Origin of the sequence: Microbacterium sp. Leaf203 (genome assembly GCF_001421275.1) — a bacterium.
GTDB lineage: Bacteria > Actinomycetota > Actinomycetes > Actinomycetales > Microbacteriaceae > Microbacterium > Microbacterium testaceum_A.
This window is the reverse complement of sequence record NZ_LMKF01000001.1, coordinates 1-19,551: the sequence shown is the minus strand read 5'-3', so window position 1 is coordinate 19,551 and position 19,551 is coordinate 1. Positions and strand designations below refer to the sequence as shown.

The window sequence follows — 19,551 nt, the reverse complement described above, 5'->3', positions numbered from 1 at the left end:
CCCCCGGCGGCGGCGCGAACCCGCTCGTTAGACTGAGCGGGTGCCCGTGAACCCCGAACTCGTCGGTCGTGCCTTCGCGCCGACCGCTCCCTACCTGGTCGGTCGCGAGAAGGTGCGCGAATTCGCCCGCGCCGTCTTCGCCGACGCCCCGCAGCACACCGACCCCGCGGCCGCGCGCGCCCTGGGGTACGCCGACGTGGTGGCCCCGCCGACCTTCGCGATGGTCGTTCAAGACCTGACGCTCCAGCAGCTGCTCGACGACCCCGACTCCGGTATCGAGCTGTCGCGCCTCGTGCACGCCGAGCAGCGGTTCCGCTACACGCGGCCCATCGTCGCGGGCGACGAGCTCGTCGCGACGCTTTCGGTCACCGGCATCCGGACCATGGGCGGTAACGCGATGATCACGAGCGAAGCCGAGATCGTGGATGCCGACGGCGCCCACGTCGTGACGACGACGAGCGTTTTGCTCGCAGGGGAGGCCGGCGCATGAGCCCGTTCACCGTCGGCGAGGTCATCGCCGAACGCTCCGTCCACCTCACGCGTGAGTCTCTCGTCCGCTACGCCGGCGCGTCGGGCGACTTCAACCCCATCCACTACCGCGACGACGTCGCCGCCGCCGTGGGTCTGCCGGGCGTCCTCGCGCACGGCATGCTCACCATGGGCATCGCCGTCGGCACGCTGGCCGACGCGCTGGGCGACACCGGACGCATCGCCGAATACGGCGTGCGCTTCACCCGACCGGTCGTCGTCGACCCGGAGGTCGGAGCCGACCTGCACGTCAGCGCGAAGGTCGGAGCCGTCGACGACGAGACCGCCCGCATCGACCTGACCGTCACGTTCGCCGAGACGACGGTGCTCGGCAAGGCGCAGGTGCGGGTGCGGTTGTCCTGATGCCCGAGGTCGCCCCCGTCCCCCTCTCGCAGTTGACCACCCTGCGCACGGGGGGAGAACCCGCCCGTCTCATCGACGCCTCGACGCTCGACGAGGCGGTCGCCGCGCTCCGCGAGGTGTGGGCCGAGGGCGAGCCGTGGTTCGTGCTCGGCGGCGGCTCGAATTTGTTCGTCGGCGACGAGCCGTTCGAGGGCACGGTCGTGCGGCTCCGCACGTCGGGGATCGAAGAGCTGCCGGGCTCGCGCGAGGGCACGGTACGCCTGCGCGTGCAGGCCGGACACGACTGGGACGCCCTCGTCGCCGAGACGGTCGCGCGCGGCTTCGCCGGCATCGAGGCGATGTCGGGCATCCCCGGCACGGTCGGTGCCGCGCCCGTGCAGAACGTCGGGGCCTACGGCCAGGAGATCGTGCAGACCCTCGTCGAGGTCGAGCTGATCGACGAGTCGACCGGTGAGGTCTCGACCGTCTCCGCCGAAGAACTGGGCCTGGGCTTTCGCACGTCGGTGCTGAAGCGCCACTACGGTTCGGTGCCCGAGCGCTCCGCGGTCATCCTCTCGGTGACGCTTGAGCTCGAACGCGTGGGCGCGGAGGAGCGGCCCATCGCGGGCGAGCAGCTGCGCGGCGCCCTCGGTCTCGAACCGGGCCAGACCGTCTCGCTCCGGTGGATCCGCGACCACGTCCTCACCACCCGCGCCCGCAAGGGTATGGTCCTCGACGCCGAAGACCCCGACACCTGGAGCGCGGGGTCGTTCTTCCAGAACGCGATCGTCTCGGAGGCCTTCGCCCGCACCCTCCCGGCCGAGTGCCCCCAGTGGCCCCTCACGCCGGTGCTCGATCCGGTGACGGTCATTCCGCTCGCCGCCTTCGACGGCATCCTGCCCCCGCCCCCCGTGGTGTCGCGGCAGGTCAAGGTGAGCGCAGCCTGGCTCATCGAGAACGCCGGTCTCCGCCGGGGGTTCCGCTTCCCGCGCTCGCGCGCCGGGCTCTCGACCAAGCACACGCTCGCCCTGACGAACCGCGGAGAAGCGACCGCGGCCGAGATCGCCGAGCTCGCCCGCTTCGTGCAGAACCGGGTGGCGTCGGAGTTCGGCCTCGTGCTGCAGCCCGAACCGGTCCTGGTCAACGTCGAGCTGTAGCACCGGTCCTTCGTCGAGTGAGGGGTCGTTTTGTGTCGCCTGCGCGCACGCCAGGCGACAGTTCTTGACCCCTCACGCGGCTGGTTGCGTGAGGGGTCAGTTCGTGTCGCCTGGGCGGCTGGGAGGCGACAGTTCTTGACCCCTCACGCGTGGTTGGCGGGCCGGGCGAGGAAGCGTCGGACCCGAGCGAGCAGGGCTGACGGGTCGTCGAAGTCGCGCGCGGTCACGCTCGTGTACCGGTACCCGAGGGATTCGAGCTCCGCGCGTCGGCGCTGATCCCGGCTCCACTGCTGCGGGTCGCGGTGATGATCGCCGTCGTACTCGAGGACGGTCCGCTTGTCCCGGTAGAGCAGATCGACCCGCGCCACGAATCGAGGCCCGTCGTAGATCTCGACGTTGCACTCCGGCTCGGGAAGGCCCGCCATCACGAGAAGCACCCTCAGCTCGGACTCACGGGGCGACTCCGAACCCTCGTTTGCAAGATCGATCGCGAGGCGTCTCGCCTTCGACCCTCGACCGCCGAGGAACCGTCGGTGCGTCTGCTCCAGCTGGCCACGCGTCGCCAGCGTCATCCGGCGCGCGATGAGGAAGTCCGACACCGCTGTCAGATGCGGAACCGGCAGCGTTTCCGCCAGCTCCGCCCACGTACGCAGAAGGGACGTGCATCGGATGCCGTCGACCTCGACGACATCGTTCACCTCGACGATCAGCCGTCGGCCGATGACGCCCGATCGGCGGATCCGCACGTGATCGTGCGGGACACCGATGACCGGCATCCGTCGGGCACTCTCCGCGATGCGCAGAGGGAGCGGGAGCCCATGCAGGAGAGCGGCCGTCGCGCCGCAGAAGAACGCGGCATCGGGGCAGGCGCGAAGGAGCGCGGCCAGCCGTGCGCGGTCATCGTGCTCGGGGGCTACCCGCGTTCCACGGTGGGGCGCCCGCCAGGCAGCCGAGCGCAATGTCGTCGTCGAGAGCCCGGCGCGCCGCCCCTCGGCCACCGTGAATGCGGAAGAGGGAGCGAGCGACGCGGGGGAGCGGGGAGTCGGCATCTGCCATTTTGTTCATCCGGCCCGCCGGCCCGCTCACGCTATCCACAGCCCGGCCGCGCGTGAGGGGTCATTTCGTGTCGCCGAGCGAGGCTGTGGGCGACAAGAACTGACCCCTCACGCGGAAAGATGCGGGGGTTGGGGAGGAGCGCCCGAGGCGACCGCGGGGCGGCCACCGGGATCCCGGCGACCGCCCCGCGGACGTGGATGCTCAGGCGAACAGGCGCTGGAGGCGCTGGATGCCCTCGAGCAGCTGGTCGTCGCCCAGGGCGTACGACAGGCGCAGGTATCCGCTCGGGCCGAAGGCCTCGCCGGGCACCACCGCGACCTCGGCCTGCTCGAGGATGAGGTCGGCGAGCTCGAGCGAGGTGGTGGGCGTGACGCCGCCCCACGTGCGGTTCAGCAGGCCCTGCACGTCGGGGTAGACGTAGAACGCGCCCAGCGGGTTGGGCACCTCGACGCCGTCGATCTTCGACAGCTCCGACACGATCAGCTGACGACGACGGTCGAAGGCGAGGCGGAACTGCTCGGCCTCGTCCTGGGGTCCGTTGAGCGCCGCGGCGGCGGCGAGCTGCGCGACGTTGTTGACGTTGCTCGACAGGTGCGACTGCAGGTTGCCGGCGAGCTTCATGGCATCCGCCGGTCCGACCATCCAGCCCACGCGCCATCCGGTCATGGCGTAGGTCTTGGCCACGCCGTTGACCAGGATGGTCTGCCCCGCGAGCACGGGCACGGCCTCGACGATCGAGACGGCCTTGACGCCCTCGTAGGTGAGGTTCTGGTAGATCTCGTCGGTGATGACCCAGATGCCGTGCTCGAGGGCCCAGCGACCGATCTCGGCGGTCTCTTCGGGCGTGTAGACCGAGCCGGTGGGGTTCGAGGGCGAGACGAACACGAGCACCGTGGTCTTGTCGGTGCGCGCGGCCTCGAGCTGGGCGACGGTGACCTTGTAGTCCTGGTCGGCGCCGGCGAACACCTCGACGGGCGTGCCGTCGGCCAGGGCGATCGCCTCGGGGTAGGTGGTCCAGTACGGGGCGGGCAGCAGCACCTCGTCGCCGGGGTTCACCACCGTCTGGAACGCCTGGTACACCGACTGCTTGCCGCCGTTGGTCACGATGACCTGCGAGGGCGCGACCTCGAGGCCGGAGTCGCGGAGGGTCTTCGCGGCGATCGCCTCGCGCAGCACGGGGAGGCCCGCGGCGGGGGTGTAGCGGTAGTTCTTCGGGTCCTGCAGCGCCTTCGCTGCGGCATCGACGATGAACGAGGGCGTGGCGAAGTCGGGCTCGCCGGCCGCGTACGAGATGACCGGTCGACCGGCGGCCTGGAGGGCCTTGGCCTTGGCGTCGACCTTGAGGGTCGCGGACTCGGCGATGGCGGACAGCTTGCGGGAGAGCGGGGCGCGGGAAGTCACGTTTCCGAGCCTACTGTTCGCGCCCGCCCCAGCCGAGGGTCGTGACGACTTACGAAACACAGCTCCATTAGCGTGTCGGGGTGACCGCTGAGACACCCACCCTGCTGCCCTCCCGTCGTCGAGGGCTGGGCACGCTCGTTCGTCTGGGACTCGCGACCCTCATCGTCGGGGTGGCGACCGGTCTCGCGGTCCTGCTGTTGGTGTTCATCGTCCACAGCCTCGAGCACCTCGTGTGGGGCCACGAGGAGGGGCCGTTCCTCGACGGCCTGGCGTACCCCGCGATGTGGTGGCTGCCGATCGCGACGGTCGGCGGTGCGGGTGTCGTGGCCGCCGTCGGCTGGTATCTCCTGCGCCGTTTCGGGCGGAAGCTCGCCACGGTCGAGCAGGGCGTCGACGGGGCCCGGATGCCGTGGTGGGAAACCCTCGCCGACACCGTCATCCAGGTGGGGTCGGTCGCCATGGGCGCCTCGATCGGCAAAGAGGTCGCCCCGCGCGAGCTGTCGGCCATGGCGGGCTCGAAGATCGTCCGTTGGTTCCGCCTCGACGCGCGCTGGCGCCGCATCCTCATCGCCTCGGCCGCGGGTGCGGGTCTCGCCGCGGTCTACAACGTGCCCCTGGCCGGCGCGCTGTTCGCCGTCGAGATCCTGCTCGCGCAGTTCAGCGTGGGCGCGGCCGTGGTCGCCCTCACCGTGAGCGCGATCGCGACGCTGGTCGCGCGCCCGCTCGTCGGGGACGGGTCGCTGTATTCGGTGGGATCGCTCGAGGTGAACGCCTCGCTGATCGTCGCGGCCGTGCTCATCGGCCCCCTCATGGGATGGGGCGCGGCGAGCTTCGCGACCATCACGAAGAAGCTGTCGCGCTTCCGCCCCCACGGCTGGAAGCTGCTGGTGGTCCTGCCCCTCACCTTCACCGCGGTGGGAGCGCTCGGCGCCGCGTTCCCCCTCATCCTCGGCAACGGTCGGGCGCTCGCCACCGCCGGCTTCGACCTCTCGCAGCCGGCCCTGCTGCTCCTCGCGCTCGCCGTGCTGAAGTACGTCGCGACGACCGTGTCGCTCGGTTCGGGGGCGATCGGCGGAACGCTGCAGCCGTCGGTCGCGATCGGTGCGGCGCTCGGTGCGGCCGCTGCGGCGGGCTGGGCGTTCGTCTGGCCCGGCGCCGACGGCACGGCGCTCGCGATCGTCGCGGCATCCGCGTTTCTCGCTTCGAACATGCGCGCCCCCTTCACGGCCATCGCACTGATCATCGAGTTCACGAACACCGGATTCACGCTGCTGCTGCCGATCTTCCTCGCCGTGGCCGGTTCGCTCGTGGCCTCCAAGCTCACCTCGCGCGAGAGCCTGCGCCCGTTCGCGCCGATGGACCCGGCCCGACCGTAGAACCCGCCTAGGCTCGACGGGTGATCGACTGGATTCTCGCCGAGTGGATGCAGATCCTCGGTTTCGCCACGGGGGCGGCGTGCGTGCTGCTGGCTGCCCGGCGGAACGTGTGGACCTATCCCATCGGCATCGCCAACAACCTCGTCTTCCTCTCGGTGTTCGTGCCGGCCGGGATCTACGCCAGCGCGGGACTGCAGGTGGTGTACCTGGTGCTCGGGGTGCACGGCTGGTTCCGGTGGACGCGTCGTATCGAACACGATCGCGAGTACGTGGCCCGCACGCCTCGACGGGCGGTGCCGTGGCTCATCGTCGTCGCGGTGGTGGGGACCCTCGTCTTGACCTGGCTTCTCGACACGTACACCGACTCGCAGGTGGCGCTCGCCGATGCCGCGACGACCTCGGCCAGCCTCGTCGCCCAGTACATGCTCAACCGCAAGTGGATCGAGAGCTGGTGGGTGTGGATCGGCGTCGATGTGGTGTTCGTCGCGCTGTCGATCGCCACCGGACTGTGGATCATCGCCGCCCTCTACGCCCTCTTCATCGTCCTGTGCGTCGGCGGACTGCGGTCGTGGAGTCGGCTGCGGAACGAGACGACGGATGCCGATGACCTCAGCGCCGCGCGTGCCTGAGCGCCGTTATCGGCACGGCGTGGTGGTGGGGAAGTTCTACCCCCTCCACGTCGGTCACGCGCACCTCATCCGCTCGGCGGCCCGGGCGTGCGAGCGGGTCACGGTCGAGGTGATCGCGGCATCCGTCGAATCGATCCCCCTCGAGCGACGGGCCGCGTGGGTGCGCGAGGACCACCCGACGGTGCGCGTGGTCGACCTCCTCGACGACACTCCGGTCGACTTCGCCTCCGAGACCGCGTGGGACGCGCACACCGCGACGATCGCGGGCCTGCTCGACGAGCCGGTCGATGTGGTCTTCACCTCCGATGAGTACGGGGCCGAGCTCGCGCGCCGTCTCGGTGCCGACTGGGTGCAGGTGGACCCGGGACGCCGGCTCAACCCCGTGTCGGGAACGGCGATCCGTGCCGATCTCGACGGTCACTGGCACGAGCTGTCGCCCGCGGTGCGGGCCGATCTGGCCGCGCGCGTCGTCGTCCTCGGTGCCGAGTCGACGGGCTCCACGACCCTCGCCGAAGCCCTCGCCGCCGAGCTCGGCACGATCTGGGTGCCCGAGTACGGCCGCGAGCTCAGCGAGACGCGCGAGGGCGGACTCGACGCCCCGTGGCGCAGCGACGAATTCGATCTCGTCGTCGATCGCCAGATCGGGTGGGAACAGGATGCCGTGCGGCGGGCTCCCCGCTCGGTCCTCGTCTGCGACACCGACGTCCTCGCCACGGCGCTCTGGCACGAGAGGTACGTGGGCACCCCGGCACCGCGCATCCTGGCGCGGGCCGCGGAGCACCGCCCTGCGCTGTACATCCTCACGGGCGATGAGATCCCCTTCGTGCAGGACGGCATGCGCGACGGCGAGCACATCCGCACCGATATGCAGGAGCGCTTCCGCGAGGTGCTCGCCGCGCAGCCCGTTCCCTGGCTCGAGGTGCGCGGGTCGGTCGCCGCGCGGCTCGCTCAGGCGTTGCCCGCCGTGCGCGACGCCGTGGCGCGGGCGACGTCGTTCACCCCGCCGATGGAGGGGCGGTCGCTCGCCGAGCAAGAGGAGCTGCGGCGACGGGCCGGACGTTAGGCTGGCGCGATGGCCGACCGCTGGCACAAGCTCTCCGAGTCACCCACGACGTCGAACGCCGGCGACGGGGTCGCCCCGCTCGCCGCGGCCGACCTCTTCCGTGAGGCGCCCGCCCCGGCCGCGCCGCCTCTCGACGAGAAGCTGCGGCAGACGTACTACTGGATCGTCAATCGCGCGGTCATCTCGCCCTACTACGACGTGGAGTTCTCGTCGGGGCGCCCGCTCACGTTCGAGCTGGGCGACGCCGGCGCCGAGCTCACCCTGCCGAACGAGCCCTCGTACTCCTCGAACGTGCTGCTACCGCTGCTGAGCTTCGCGGTGGGTGGCAAGTGCCTGCTGATCGGCGGCCCGGGCCGCGGCAAGACCACCGTCGCGGTGCTCATGGGAGTGCTCGCCGGGTCGACGCCCGAGGAGGTGCGGCGCGGCGTGCAGCAGGGGCAGCCGCAGCTGTCGATCAGCGACCTCGTCGGCATCCCTCTGCCGCGCGATCTGATGAACGCGTCGAGCCTGGCCGAGATCGGCATCGCGTGGCGCGAGTGGCTGACGCGGCCCGTCAAGATCGTCGACGAGTACAACCGCATCCCCACCAAGACGCAGTCGGCCCTGCTGACGATGGTGGCCGAGGGCTACGTCGAGAGCCACGACCAGATGCGTCGCACGGCCCCCGCTTCGGGCGTGGAGAGCTGGTTCTTCACCGCCAACGACGACGCGGGCGGTGGGACCTTCCCCGTCATCCAGGCGCTGCGCGACCGCATGGACGTGACCGTGCCCGCAGCGGGGTTCAACAGCCGCTTCCTCGACGAGCTCGTCGCCCGCGTCGAAGCCGGCGAGAAGCCCGAGGAGCACGTGCCCGCCGAGCTCGTGTTCGCTCCCGACGAGCAGTCGGCGATGCGCGCGGCGATCCGCGCCGTGCCGGTGCCGGCCGAGGTGCGTCGGCGGCTGGAGTTCTTCCTCAGTCACTTCGAGTTCGTGCAGGGCGGCGGGCGCCGGTTCGAGTACCGCACGAAAGACACGGTGACCACCGCCGGAGGCCGGGTCGCCGAGGCGATCGAGGCGAATTCCGGTGCCGACCTCATGACCGATCCCGGCGCGCAGACCCTCAACGGCCTGTCGGTGCGGGCGCTGCAGACCCTCATCGTCTACGCCAAGGCCGTCGCCTGGTTCCGTGGTCGCGACGCGGTGTCGGTCGCCGACGTGGGCGCGATGCTGCCGTTCGTGCTGCGGGGCAAGCTGCTGCCCAATCCCACCCATCCTCGGTTCGATGTGGGGGCCGAGCGCGAGCTCAGCACCGATGTGATGAGCTGGCTCGCCGACCTGTTCGCGGAGTCGGGCCGACAGTTCGACGCCCTCGGCCGCGGGGGCGACGACCCGGTCGGCGCGCTGCTCGCGCAGCTCGAGGCGGGCCTCGACGGCGTCGGGGCGGTCGAGGCCGGTCGGCGCCTCACCGAGATCGAGGCACGGCTGCGCACCGTCGCGGGCACCGGCAAGCTCTACGGCCGCGACTTCGACGACCTCATGGCGCTGAAGTACCTGCACCAGCGCTACACGGCCTACCTGCGCTGGCTCGAGGGGCGTTCGTGATCCGACGCCCCGGCCACCTCGCCGATCGCACTCCGCCGGTGGGCACCCCGGTGCCGGTCGAGGGACTCGACCTGGCGCTGGCGGGACGCAACGTCGAAGCGGCGGGCGGCTCGGCCGAGCGATTCGCCGTGTCGTTCGCGGCCGGGCGCGCGGCCGGCGAGGGGTTCGACCCGATCGCCCTCGCCGGCATCGCGGGCTGGCGAGCCGGCGCGCTCGGCCTGCGCGACGACGCTCTGGGCAGCATCGAGCGGGCGTGGTCGTCCGGCGAAGGCGCAGCCGCGGCGGCCGCCCTGGGGATGGATGCCGCCCACCTCGGCGTCTTCGTCGAGCGCCAGAGAACCGACCGGTACTGGTGGCCCGGCCGCCGCGAGGCCAACGGCTACGTCTGCGCGGTCGGAGGGTTCCGCGGTCTCGGCGGCGCGTGGACGGCGCCTCCGGCCGACGGTCGACCGCTCGGTGTCGACGGCGCGTTCGCCGTGCGCACCGGGGCGCGGTGGTGGCGCATCGACGCCGACGCCTGGGGGTCGCGCCTGAGCCCGCTCGACGATGAGCCCGATCCGGGCGCCGCGGGCGCGGCATCCGTCATCACCTTCGCCGACTCGTACCTGGTGTGGATCCACGTCGCGGAGCCGGCGTGAGCACGACGATGTCGCCGATCGGAGGCGACCTGCTGGCGTGGGAGGCGGCGCAGCGACTGTGGGGCGTGCGGCTGCAGGAGGCGCGCATGGCTCCCGGCGCGGGCGACGAGCACGGCGCTCCCGCGTGGTTCACCTTTCCGCCGGTCGTCACGGTCGACCCGGTCATGGTCGCGCAGCTCGGGGGAGCAGGCGAGATGGAGAGCGTGTTCGCGCACGAACTCGGGCACCACGTGCTCGCCCCGAGCACGCGCTTGGACGCGCTGAAGATCCGCCATCAGATGGCCCGCGCCCTTCAGGCCGCGGGGGCACCCACCCTGCGCGACGAGGATCTCGCGCTGATGTCGAACCTGTGGACCGACCTGCTCGTCAACGCCCGTGTCGCCGTCCTGCAGCGACGGCGCGACGGGGTGGGCGAGCCCGGCATCGTGCGGTTGTCGCGAGAGCTGTACCGCGCCTCGCGCTCGTCGCCGAGCCCGCTGTGGTGGGTGTACCTGCGCACGTACGAGCTGCTGTGGAACCTGCCCCGCGGAACCCTCTGCGACCCCGAGCCGCCGGAGCCCGCCCGACGCCCGCCGAAGCAGAAGCAGGAACTGCCCTGGACGCGCATCGCCGCGGAGCACCGCGCGGCCGAGAAGGCGCTGCGGCAGGCGCGCAGGGCCGCCGAGCGCGTGTCCGACGAACTCGCCGAAGCGACGGTCACGCGTCCCGCCCTCGACGCCGACGTGCTCGCCTCGCTCGTGCGCACCTTCGCGGGCGACGCCGTGGCCGGGGCCCTGCGCTTCGGCGTCGTGGTGGCGCCCTACCTCATCGATCCGCGCACCGACGGCGCGGCCTCGCTCCCCGGAGGCACCTGCGCCGCCGATGACGCCGCCGCGACCCCCTCGGAGCTCGGCCGGGTGCTGTCGGATCGGCGGCTGAGCGGCGCGGTGCCTTCCTCCGCGGGGGCCGCTGCTGCGCCGGCGGCGAAGGGCTCGGCCACGGGGCAGGCCCTCGGGATCGCGCAGACCCTCGAGCTGTACGCCGACGCGGACCCGGCTGCCGTGATCGCGGCCTGGTACCGAGCCGAGGCGACGCGCTGGGTGCGTCCGTTCACGCAGCGGTTGCCGCGTGCGGTCTCGGCCGACCTCCCGGGACCCTTCGAGAGCTGGGAGACCGGTGACGACCTCGCCGATCTCGACTGGCCCGCGACATTGCAGGCGGGCGGGGCGGTCGTGCCCGGGGTGACGACGCTGCGGCGCTCTTACCTGCCCGATGATCCGCCGCCGGTGTCGTCGAGCATCGATCTCGACCTCTACATCGACAGTTCGGGCTCGATGCCGCAGCCGCAGACGGGCTCGCCCGCCGTGCTCGCGGGCACCATCCTCGCCCTGTCGGTGCTGCGGGGAGGCGGACGTGTGCGCGTCACGAGCTTCTCGGGACCCGGCCAGGTCGCCGGCCGCGAGGAGTACTCTCGCGACCCCGCCCGGGTCATCGCCGACCTCGCCCATTTCTTCGCCGGCGGCACGACCTTCCCCCTCGACCTGCTCGACAAGAGGTACGCCGGACGGGGGATTCCGGATGCCGCGCACCGGCGTCACCTCGTGGTTCTCTCCGACGACGGGCTGACCTCGCTCTTCGGCGACGGCGATCCCGCTCGCGCCGATGTCGCGCCCCGGGTGCGCGAGACACTCAGCACGGCGACCCTCGTCGTGCTCGATCGACAGCACCGGGTCGCCGAGCCGGCGCTGCGGGCGGGATACGAGGTGATGTACATCGAACGGATGGACGACGCACCCGCGGTGTGCGCGCGATTGGCGGAGGTGCTCGGTGGCTGAGGCGGACGATCTGCTGAGCGTGTGGTCGGCGATCGCGCCGCCCGAAGAGACGGCGTGGGCGAGCGCCCGGCCCGGCCCCGGGGTCGACGAGATCGCGGCGCGCCTGTCGAGCGTGCCGCGGCCGTTCCTCGACGACGACGTCTCGCTGCGCGCGCTCGCCGGCGACGTGTTGGGCAGACCCCTGGCATCCATCGATCACGCCGACGACGAGCGGGTGCGCACGGGCGCGGCCATCGGTTTGTGGGTGGTGGCGAGCGAGGACCTCGTGCAACCGTTCGTCCCGTCACTCGCCGGCGGCGACGTGGCGCGCGCGATCGACGCCCTGGCCCTGCGCCTCGCGCCCGTGGTGGATCCGCGCGACTGGCTCGCCGACGCCGAGCGGCGAGAAGAGGCGGCGCGCACCTTCGTGCTGTGGGCGGGCTTCCTGCCGGCCGGCGAAGACCGCGAGACCGCGCGCGCCCTCCTCGACGCGCGCGACTCGCTCCGCCGCAACGCCGCGCTCGCCGAGGCGTACGCCGCGTACCGTCACCGCGAAGAGATCGCCCGCCGCCTCGCCGAGGCGCGCGCCCGGGAAGCCGCCGCGAGGTACTCGAGTGAGTGACGACGACCCGCTCGCCCTCGGCGAGTACCGGCCGGGATCGGCGGCGGTGCTGACGGATGCCGAGCGCTGGCCGACCCTCGACACCGGCGGCGCCGCGCGCCTGCAGCGGTGGCGCACGCACCCGGCGGCCCCCGCGTGGGTGCATGCCACGGGGGACCGACTCACCGCCGAGGCCGTCGACCGCGCTCGCACGCCGCTGCCGCTCGACGGGTGGCTCGACGCGCACCTCGACACCGCGCGGCGACTTCCGTTCTATCGAGGCATGACGGGGCTGCGGACCCTCGACGACTTCCCCACGATCGAGCGGCGCGATCTCGTCGCCGACGTCTCGGCATTCGTCCCCCTCGACGCCGACCTCGACCGCATGCTGCACGGCACGAGCTCGGGGTCGACGGGGGCGGCGCTGGTCATCCCCGACGACGTCGAGGAGGTGGCGCGCGGCTTCCACCTGCTCGTCCGCCTCGTGCGCGAAGCGGGTGTGAAGTGGGAGCCGGATGCCGAGCGGCTCGCGATCATGTGGGTGCTGCAGCAGCGCCAGGCCTTCACGTACGTGTCGATCGTCAGCGGCTTCGCCCAGCGCGCCATGGCGCGGGTCAATCTGAACGAGGGCGCCTGGCGGGCGGCATCCGATCGCTCGATCTTCCTCAGAGACGCGGATCCGCAGGTGATCTCGGGCAACCCCACCAGCTTGTCCGAGTTGCTGACCCCCGAACTGCGGGCCGTCGTGCACCCGCTCGCCCTGTTCTCGGGCGCGATGGCCCTGTCGGCGCCGCTGCGCGCTGAGCTCGAGGCCGCGTTCTCGTGCCCCGTGTTCGACGTGTACGGCCTGCACGAGACCCGGCCGATCGCGGTGCGCACCGACGACGGACCGTTCCGCGTGCTCGACCGGCGGGTGCACGTCGAAGTGCTCGATGCTGCGGGCGAGCCGGTCGCCGACGGAGCGATGGGCGAGATCACGGTGACCGCGGGCGAGAACCCCCTGCTGCCGCTCGTGCGGTACCGCACCGGCGACGTCGGTCGGCTCGTCGACCTCCCCGGCGGCGGCGTCGGCATCGCCGACCTCGAGGGGCGCGAGCACACCGACTTCGTCAGTGCCGCGGGGACGCGCGTGCCGTCGGTCGACCTCACGCAGCAGCTGCAGAGCCACGGCGCGCACGGCTGGACGGTGGAGCAGCGAGCGGACGGCGGGGTCGAGGTGAGGATCGCCGGCGGCGACGGCACGGCGATCACCACCGCGCTGCGCGCCTTGCTCGGTCAGCCCGTTCGGCTCGAGCGCGTCGAGCGTCTCGCCGACCTCGGCGAGGGCAAGCCCCGACGCTTCCGGTCCGCCGCGCGCTGACTCCCGCCGCACGAAAGGGCCGGGGCTCGTGGCCCCGGCCCCTCGGCATCCGGTGAATCAGTTCAGGTATTTCGCATACGCCGGCAGGGTGAGGAACGCGGGGAACTCCTCGCGCAGCGCCACCTCGCGGAACACCGCGGCGGCGTCGTCGAAGCGGTCGCCCTCGGAGCGCTGCACCTCGGCGAGCACGTCCGTCACGAGATCCTCGACGAAGTCGCGGGTGATGGCGGTGCCCTCGGCCGTGGAGTGGTCCTGGTGGATCCACTGCCAGATCTGCGAGCGCGAGATCTCGGCGGTCGCGGCGTCTTCCATGAGGTCGTCGATCGCGACGGCGCCCAGGCCCCGCAGCCAGGCCTCGATGTAGCGGATCGCCACCGAGACGTTGCCCCGCACACCCGCCGTCGTCACCGGCAGACCGATGCGCACGTCGAGCAGGTCGGCGGGGTCGACCGCCACCTCGTCGCGGGTGCGCCCGAGCTGGTTCGGCTCGTCGCCGAGCACCGCGTCGAACTCGGCGCGGGCCACCGGGATGAGGTCGGGGTGGGCCACCCACGTGCCGTCGAAGCCGTCGCCGGCCTCGCGCCGCTTGTCGGCGGCCACCTTCTCGAACGCGGCCTCGGTGACCTCGGGTCGCCGGCGGTTCGGAATGAACGCGCTCATGCCGCCGATCGCGTAGGCGCCGCGCTTGTGGCACGTCTGCACGAGCAGCTCGGTGTAGGCCCGCATGAACGGCACGGTCATCGTGACCTCGCTGCGGTCGGGGAGCACGAAGCGGGCGCCCCGGCCCCGGTAGGTCTTGATGATCGAGAAGATGTAGTCCCACCGCCCGGCGTTGAGCCCGGCGCAGTGGTCGCGCAGGGCGAAGAGGATTTCATCCATCTCGAACGCCGCCGGCAGCGTCTCGATCAGCACGGTCGCGCGGATCGTGCCGTGGTCGAGGCCCAGGCGCTCCTCGGTGAACGAGAACACGTCGTCCCAGAGCCGTGCCTCTTCGGCCGACTCGATCTTCGGCAGGTAGAAGTACGGTCCCCGGCCCGCCGCGATCAGCGCGTGCGCGTTGTGGAAGACGTACAGCCCGTAGTCGATGAGAGATCCGGATGCCGGGAGCTCCCGCCCCGCGCGATCGATGAAGCTCACGTGCTTCTCGGGCAGGTGCCAGCCGCGCGGGCGCATCACGATCGTGGGGGTGCGCTCGGCGGTGACCTCGTAGCGCTTGCCCTCGGGGCTCGTGAACGACAGCTGTCCGCGGATCGCGTCGAACAGCGACAGCTGGCCACCGATGACGTTGCTCCAGGTCGGGCTTGTGGCGTCCTCCTGATCGGCGAGCCACACCCGCGCGCCGGAGTTCAGCGCGTTGATCGTCATCTTCGGGTCGGTGGGCCCGGTGATCTCGACGCGGCGGTCCTCCAGGCCCGGGCCGGCGCCCGCCACGCGCCACGACGGGTCGTCGCGGATGTGCGCCGTGTCGGCGCGGAAGTGCGGGTCGTCGCCCGTGCCGATCTCGAAGCGGCGGCGCAGGCGTGCGGCGAGCCGGTCGTGCCGGCGCCGGGCGAAGCGGTCGTGCAGCTCGGTGACGAAGGCGAGCGCCGCGGGCGTGAGGATCTCGCCGTCGCGCCCGTGCACGGGCCGCTCGAGGCGCAGGTGCGGGGCGGATGCCGGGGTGCTCGGCATCCGGGATTCTTCGGTGGTGGGCGGGGGAGAGGTGTCGATGAGGGTCATGGTCGTGGCTTTCTGTGGCGCGTCCGCTTCTCGGACCATGTCCCGAAAATGGCGGCCTGGGGGTGGCCCAGGCAGCCGAAAGTGGGACATGCACTGCGAGAAGGGGGACGAGGGGTGGGCGAGAACGGGTGAAAGCTCAGTGGAACTGGGCGGTCTCGGTGGAGCCGGCCAGGGCGAGCGTCGCACTGTCGGGGTTGAGCGCGGTCGAGACCACGTCGAAGTAGCCGGTGCCCGCTTCGCGCTGGTGGCGCGTGGCGGTGTAGCCGTTCGCTTCGGCGGCGAACTCGGCCTCTTGCAGCTCGACGTACGCGCTCATGGCGCGCTCGGCGTAACCGCGGGCGAGGGCGAACATCGAGTGGTTGACGGCGTGGAAGCCGGCCAGCGTGATGAACTGGAAGGCGTAGCCGAGGGCGGCCAGGTCGGCCTGGAACGTGGCGATCTGCTCGTCATCGAGGTGGCGCTTCCAGTTGAAGCTCGGCGAGCAGTTGTAGGCGAGCTTCTTGCCCGGGTAGCGGGCGTGGATCGCCTCGGCGAAGCGGCGCGCGAGCTCGATGTCGGGCTCGCCCGTCTCGACCCAGATGAGGTCGGCGTACGGCGCGAAGGCGAGTCCGCGGGCGATGACCGCGTCGAGGCCCGGGCGCACGCGGTAGAAGCCTTCGCTGGTGCGCTCGCCGGTGAGGAACTCCGCGTCGCGCGGGTCGACGTCGCTGGTGAGCAGGTCGGCGGCCAGGGCGTCCGTGCGGGCGATGATCACGGTCGGCACCCCGGCGACGTCGGCGGCCAGGCGCGCGGCGTTCAGGGTGCGGATGTGCTGCTGGATCGGCACCAACACCTTGCCGCCGAGGTGGCCGCACTTCTTCTCGCTCGCGAGCTGGTCTTCCCAGTGGATGCCGGCGGCGCCGGCCGAAATGAGCGACTGGGCCAGTTCGTAGGCGTTGAGCGGACCGCCGAACCCGGCCTCGGCGTCGGCGACGATCGGGGCGAGCCAGTCCTGGGTGATCTCTCCCTCGGCGCGCTCGATCTGGTCCTGCCGCAGCAGCGCGTTGTTGATGCGGCGCACGACCGCGGGCACGCTGTTGGCGGGGTAGAGGCTCTGGTCGGGGTAGGTCTGTCCGGCGAGGTTGCCGTCGGCGGCGACCTGCCAGCCGCTCAGGTAGATGGCCTTGAGACCCGCGCGCACCTGCTGCACGGCCTGTCCGCCGGTGTAGGCGCCGAGGGCGCGGACGTACTCCTCGGTGTGGATGAGGTTCCACAGGTTCTCGGCTCCGCGGCGGGCGAGGGTGGACTCCTCGCGGACGCTGCCGCGGAGGCGCACGACGTCTTCCGCCGAGTACGTGCGCTCGATGCCGTCCCAGCGGGGGTCGTTCTCCCACGCGGCGCGGATCTCGTCGGCGGTCTCGGTCTGGTCGCCGGGGCGCAGGGGCTGCTGGGCGGGGGTGGCCTGGATCGTCATGAGCGTTCTCCTTCGGATGTCGGGGCTGCGGTGCCCCGTGGAGACCACTGTCGGCGAAGAACAGCCCCCTCGAAGTGCATTTGTCGTGTGAAGATCGCGCGATCTTCTGTTCCGGTGAGAACATGACGTATGGACACCGGCGTCTCCGCTTCTTCGGCATCCCTCCCGTTCGACGATGACGAGGTGGACACCCTCACCATCGGCCGACGCATCCGTCAGCTGCGCACCGCGCGCGGCTTCACGCTCGACGAGCTCGCCGCGGCGGTCGGTCGCGCCCCGAGCCAGATGTCGATGATCGAGAACGGCCGTCGCGAGCCCAAGCTCACGCTGCTTCAGGCGATCGCGCGGGCGCTCGAGTGCAAGCTCGAGCAGATCCTCGACGCCGAGCCCCTCGACGAGCGCGCGGCGCTCGAGATCTCGGTCGAGCGCGCGATGCGTGGGCAGACGTTCCAGGCGCTCGGCATCGAGCCGTTCCGCGTCGGTCGGTCGGTGCCCGACGAGGTGCTGTCGGCGATGCTCGCGCTGCAGGGCGAGATCGAGCGCCTCCGCGAGGAGCGCTCAGCGACCCCCGAAGAGGCGCGGCGGGCCAACGTGGCGTTGCGCCGCCTCATGCGCACGCAGGACAACCACTTTCCCGACCTCGAGCGCACGGCATCCGGGATCCTGACCGCGATCGAGCACCCTGGCGGTCCCCTCACCCAACGCGGGGCGAGCGACATCGCCGCCCACCTCGGCTTCACGCTGCACTACGTGCCCGACCTGCCCTCGTCGACGCGGAGCATCGCCGACGTGAAGAACGGCCGGCTGTACCTGTCCACGAAGGTCGCGAAAGGCGACCCGCGCGCGTCGGTGCTGCAGGCGCTGTCGAGCCGCATGCTCGGCCACGGCGAGCCGACGAGCTACGACGAGTTCCTCCGGCAGCGGGTCGAGACGAACTACCTCACCGGCGCCCTGCTCATGCCCGAGGCGCATGTCGTGCCGGCGCTCCGTGAGGCGAAGGAGCGGCGCACGATCAGCATCGAGGACCTGCGCGACGCCTACTCGGTGTCGTACGAGACCGCCGCGCACCGCTTCACGAACCTGGCGACCGTGCACCTCGGCATCCCGGTGCACTTCCTGAAGGTGCACGAGTCGGGCACCATCACGAAGGCCTACGAGAACGACGACGTGAACTTCCCCACCGATCGCCTCGGCTCGATCGAGGGGCAGATGTGCTGTCGGCGCTGGACGAGCCGCGTGGTCTTCGACGAGGACGACCTCTTCAACCCGTATTACCAGTACACCGACACCGGCAACGGAACCTACTGGTGCACCGCGCGCGTGGAGCAGTCGAGCGAGGGTGCGCACTCGGTGAGCGTGGGCGTGCGCTTCGACGACACGAAGTGGTTCCGTGGTCGCGACACCTCCAACCGTGCGATCTCGCGTCACGCGGTCGAGGCGTGCTGCCGTCGGGCGCCCGCTTCGCTCGAGAACGCGTGGCGCGGTCGGGCGTGGCCCAACGTCCGCACGCCGCGCACCCTGCTGGCGACCCTGCCGACCGGAGCGTTCCCGGGCGTAGACACGACCGAGATGTACGAGTTCCTCGAGGCGCACGCGCCGCGCGAGTGAGGGGGGGCGGGGCCGTCGTGTGGGCGCCGGGTCCGGCGCCGTCGTGCGGGCGCCGAGGTTGTCGGCTGGGGCTGAGCGTGCACAACGGCGGGCCGTTGGATCGACACGCCGGGGACGGATGCCGTGGGGCGGCACGTCTGCAGAAGAGGCCGCCGTTGTGCTCGGGCTGGCGGCGGCGGGTCGAGGCTGCGCGTGCTCTCCTCGATGCCCGGTCAGGGGCCGCCCGTGCACGACGGCGGGAGTGATCGGCGACTCACCGTGATCGGATGCCGGTGCGGGCCGTGTCGCGGAATCCCCCCGCCCTTGTGCTCGGGTTGCGCCGATCAGGGGGTTACGGCCGCCGGTGCAGACCGCGGTCCACGTACGCCAAGATGGCCTGCTCCACCGTCGGCCAGTCGTGGATGACGAGGGCGTAATCGAACCGCAGTGAGACGAATCCCCATATGGCGGCGTGAGCGTCTCGTCGCAGGTCGCGGTGCCTGTTCGAAGGTCCGTCGTGGTTGCCCGCTCCGTCGATCTCGACGATGAGCGCGTCTCCGATCAGGAGGTCGACTCGACCGACGGAGATGATGCGCATCTGAGTGCGCACCGGGAGATTCCGGTGTCGAAGTCGCCATCTGACCAGGGACTCCAAACCGCTGTCGGCGTCCGACCGGGCGAAGGCGAGCGCTTCTCGGGCGACGTCATTCGTGTGGTGTCGGAGCCAGTCCATTCCTGACTTCGACAGTTTCTTCAGCCGGAGGGCGGATTCCACCGCCGCGAAGAAGGCCTCGACACCGTGACACCTCAGAATCTGGCGAAGCACGCGCGGGATCGATGGGAGTGCGAAGGGGTGCTCGGCGGGGCCGTCGTCCCAGTGCGCGACGCAGGCGCAGTCGGCGTGGACGTACCCGTGTCCGTTCCCTCCCATCCATACGTGGATCGAGTGGTCGTCGGCGAGGGTCCACAAGCCGAGATGTCGAGCAGCGGTCACGCAGCCCAGGCGTCCACCATGGCGGGCCGCGGCGACGACGGCCGCGCATGCACCTCTGTCTGCGTATACCCCTCGGCGCAGGTGCTCGAGATCGCCCGATTCGACTGCTGCGGCGATCTCTCGGCGGGACCGCCCTCGCGCGCGCAGACCCGCCAGTGTCTCAATTCCCCGTCCCGGTGCGCACATCCGTACAGACTGGATCGTGCAACACCCGCCGATGTCCGTGGGGCGCGAACCTGTGGACGGATCGGGCCCTGCGGAGAAGCCGCAGCA

17 protein-coding genes are annotated in these 19,551 nt (G+C 71.5%); 12 read left to right on the top strand and 5 right to left on the bottom strand.

Annotated elements, in window-relative coordinates; genetic code table 11:
- Positions 1-40: 40 nt before the first annotated feature.
- Genes ASE56_RS00085 through ASE56_RS00075 form a run of 3 tightly spaced genes read left to right on the top strand, consistent with a single transcriptional unit; the run spans position 41 to position 2,027 of the window.
- Positions 41-490 carry a MaoC family dehydratase N-terminal domain-containing protein gene (locus tag ASE56_RS00085; protein WP_056223854.1) on the top strand — a complete coding sequence of 150 codons (450 nt, stop codon included), beginning with the start codon at positions 41-43 and terminating at the stop codon, positions 488-490.
- Positions 487-891 (top strand): MaoC/PaaZ C-terminal domain-containing protein, encoded by a 405-nt coding sequence (locus ASE56_RS00080; RefSeq protein ID WP_056223852.1) that lies wholly within the window; start codon positions 487-489, stop codon positions 889-891. The genes ASE56_RS00085 and ASE56_RS00080 overlap by 4 nt, the downstream gene beginning before the upstream one ends.
- On the top strand, positions 891-2,027 hold the full coding sequence (locus ASE56_RS00075) for a UDP-N-acetylmuramate dehydrogenase (RefSeq protein ID WP_056223850.1): 1,137 nt from the start codon (positions 891-893) through the stop codon (positions 2,025-2,027). The genes ASE56_RS00080 and ASE56_RS00075 overlap by 1 nt, the downstream gene beginning before the upstream one ends.
- Positions 2,028-2,170: 143 nt before the next feature.
- On the opposite strand, the gene ASE56_RS00070 is transcribed toward ASE56_RS00075, so the two are convergent.
- Both ASE56_RS00070 and ASE56_RS00065 read right to left on the bottom strand, forming a co-directional pair.
- Positions 2,171-2,803: an endonuclease domain-containing protein gene (locus ASE56_RS00070; protein ID WP_056223848.1), complete on the bottom strand. Its 633-nt coding sequence runs from the start codon at positions 2,801-2,803 to the stop codon at positions 2,171-2,173.
- A 481-nt stretch (positions 2,804-3,284) separates the two neighbouring features.
- Entirely contained in the window at positions 3,285-4,484 is a 1,200-nt protein-coding gene (locus ASE56_RS00065) for a pyridoxal phosphate-dependent aminotransferase (RefSeq protein ID WP_056223846.1), read from the bottom strand.
- 80 nt (positions 4,485-4,564) lie between these two features.
- Between ASE56_RS00065 and ASE56_RS00060 the strand changes: the two genes are divergently transcribed.
- The 8 genes from ASE56_RS00060 to ASE56_RS00025 are packed head-to-tail and all read left to right on the top strand — an operon-like array spanning position 4,565 to position 13,525.
- Positions 4,565-5,860, top strand: coding sequence for a chloride channel protein (locus ASE56_RS00060; protein ID WP_056223844.1), 1,296 nt, complete (start codon positions 4,565-4,567; stop codon positions 5,858-5,860).
- A 20-nt stretch (positions 5,861-5,880) separates the two neighbouring features.
- Positions 5,881-6,489, top strand: coding sequence for a nicotinamide riboside transporter PnuC (gene pnuC / locus ASE56_RS00055; RefSeq protein WP_056223843.1), 609 nt, complete (start codon positions 5,881-5,883; stop codon positions 6,487-6,489).
- Positions 6,464-7,552: an AAA family ATPase gene (locus tag ASE56_RS00050; RefSeq protein WP_235556873.1), complete on the top strand. Its 1,089-nt coding sequence runs from the start codon at positions 6,464-6,466 to the stop codon at positions 7,550-7,552. Before pnuC ends, ASE56_RS00050 begins: the two co-directional genes overlap by 26 nt.
- 9 nt (positions 7,553-7,561) lie before the next feature.
- The gene (locus tag ASE56_RS00045; protein WP_056223841.1) at positions 7,562-9,133 is read left to right on the top strand and encodes a MoxR family ATPase; all 1,572 of its coding nucleotides are present in this window, start codon (positions 7,562-7,564) and stop codon (positions 9,131-9,133) included.
- Positions 9,130-9,771: a hypothetical protein gene (locus tag ASE56_RS00040; protein WP_056223839.1), complete on the top strand. Its 642-nt coding sequence runs from the start codon at positions 9,130-9,132 to the stop codon at positions 9,769-9,771. The genes ASE56_RS00045 and ASE56_RS00040 overlap by 4 nt, the downstream gene beginning before the upstream one ends.
- A complete protein-coding gene (locus ASE56_RS00035) occupies positions 9,768-11,585 on the top strand; it encodes a VWA domain-containing protein (protein ID WP_235556872.1) in 1,818 nt (605 codons plus the stop codon). The genes ASE56_RS00040 and ASE56_RS00035 overlap by 4 nt, the downstream gene beginning before the upstream one ends.
- On the top strand, positions 11,578-12,186 hold the full coding sequence (locus ASE56_RS00030) for a hypothetical protein (RefSeq protein ID WP_056223838.1): 609 nt from the start codon (positions 11,578-11,580) through the stop codon (positions 12,184-12,186). Before ASE56_RS00035 ends, ASE56_RS00030 begins: the two co-directional genes overlap by 8 nt.
- Positions 12,179-13,525 (top strand): AMP-binding protein, encoded by a 1,347-nt coding sequence (locus tag ASE56_RS00025; RefSeq protein WP_056223835.1) that lies wholly within the window; start codon positions 12,179-12,181, stop codon positions 13,523-13,525. Before ASE56_RS00030 ends, ASE56_RS00025 begins: the two co-directional genes overlap by 8 nt.
- 57 nt (positions 13,526-13,582) lie before the next feature.
- On the opposite strand, the gene aceB is transcribed toward ASE56_RS00025, so the two are convergent.
- Positions 13,583-15,244, bottom strand: a complete 1,662-nt coding sequence (gene aceB, locus ASE56_RS00020; protein ID WP_056223833.1) for a malate synthase A — start codon at positions 15,242-15,244, stop codon at positions 13,583-13,585.
- A gap of 136 nt (positions 15,245-15,380) precedes the next feature.
- Positions 15,381-16,697 (bottom strand): isocitrate lyase, encoded by a 1,317-nt coding sequence (aceA, locus tag ASE56_RS00015; RefSeq protein WP_056223831.1) that lies wholly within the window; start codon positions 16,695-16,697, stop codon positions 15,381-15,383.
- 129 nt (positions 16,698-16,826) lie between these two features.
- On the opposite strand from aceA, the gene ASE56_RS00010 reads away from it, so the two are divergent.
- Positions 16,827-18,305, top strand: coding sequence for an XRE family transcriptional regulator (locus ASE56_RS00010; protein ID WP_056223830.1), 1,479 nt, complete (start codon positions 16,827-16,829; stop codon positions 18,303-18,305).
- 331 nt (positions 18,306-18,636) lie between these two features.
- On the opposite strand, the gene ASE56_RS00005 is transcribed toward ASE56_RS00010, so the two are convergent.
- Positions 18,637-19,254 (bottom strand): endonuclease domain-containing protein, encoded by a 618-nt coding sequence (locus ASE56_RS00005; protein ID WP_235556871.1) that lies wholly within the window; start codon positions 19,252-19,254, stop codon positions 18,637-18,639.
- Positions 19,255-19,551: the final 297 nt, after the last annotated feature.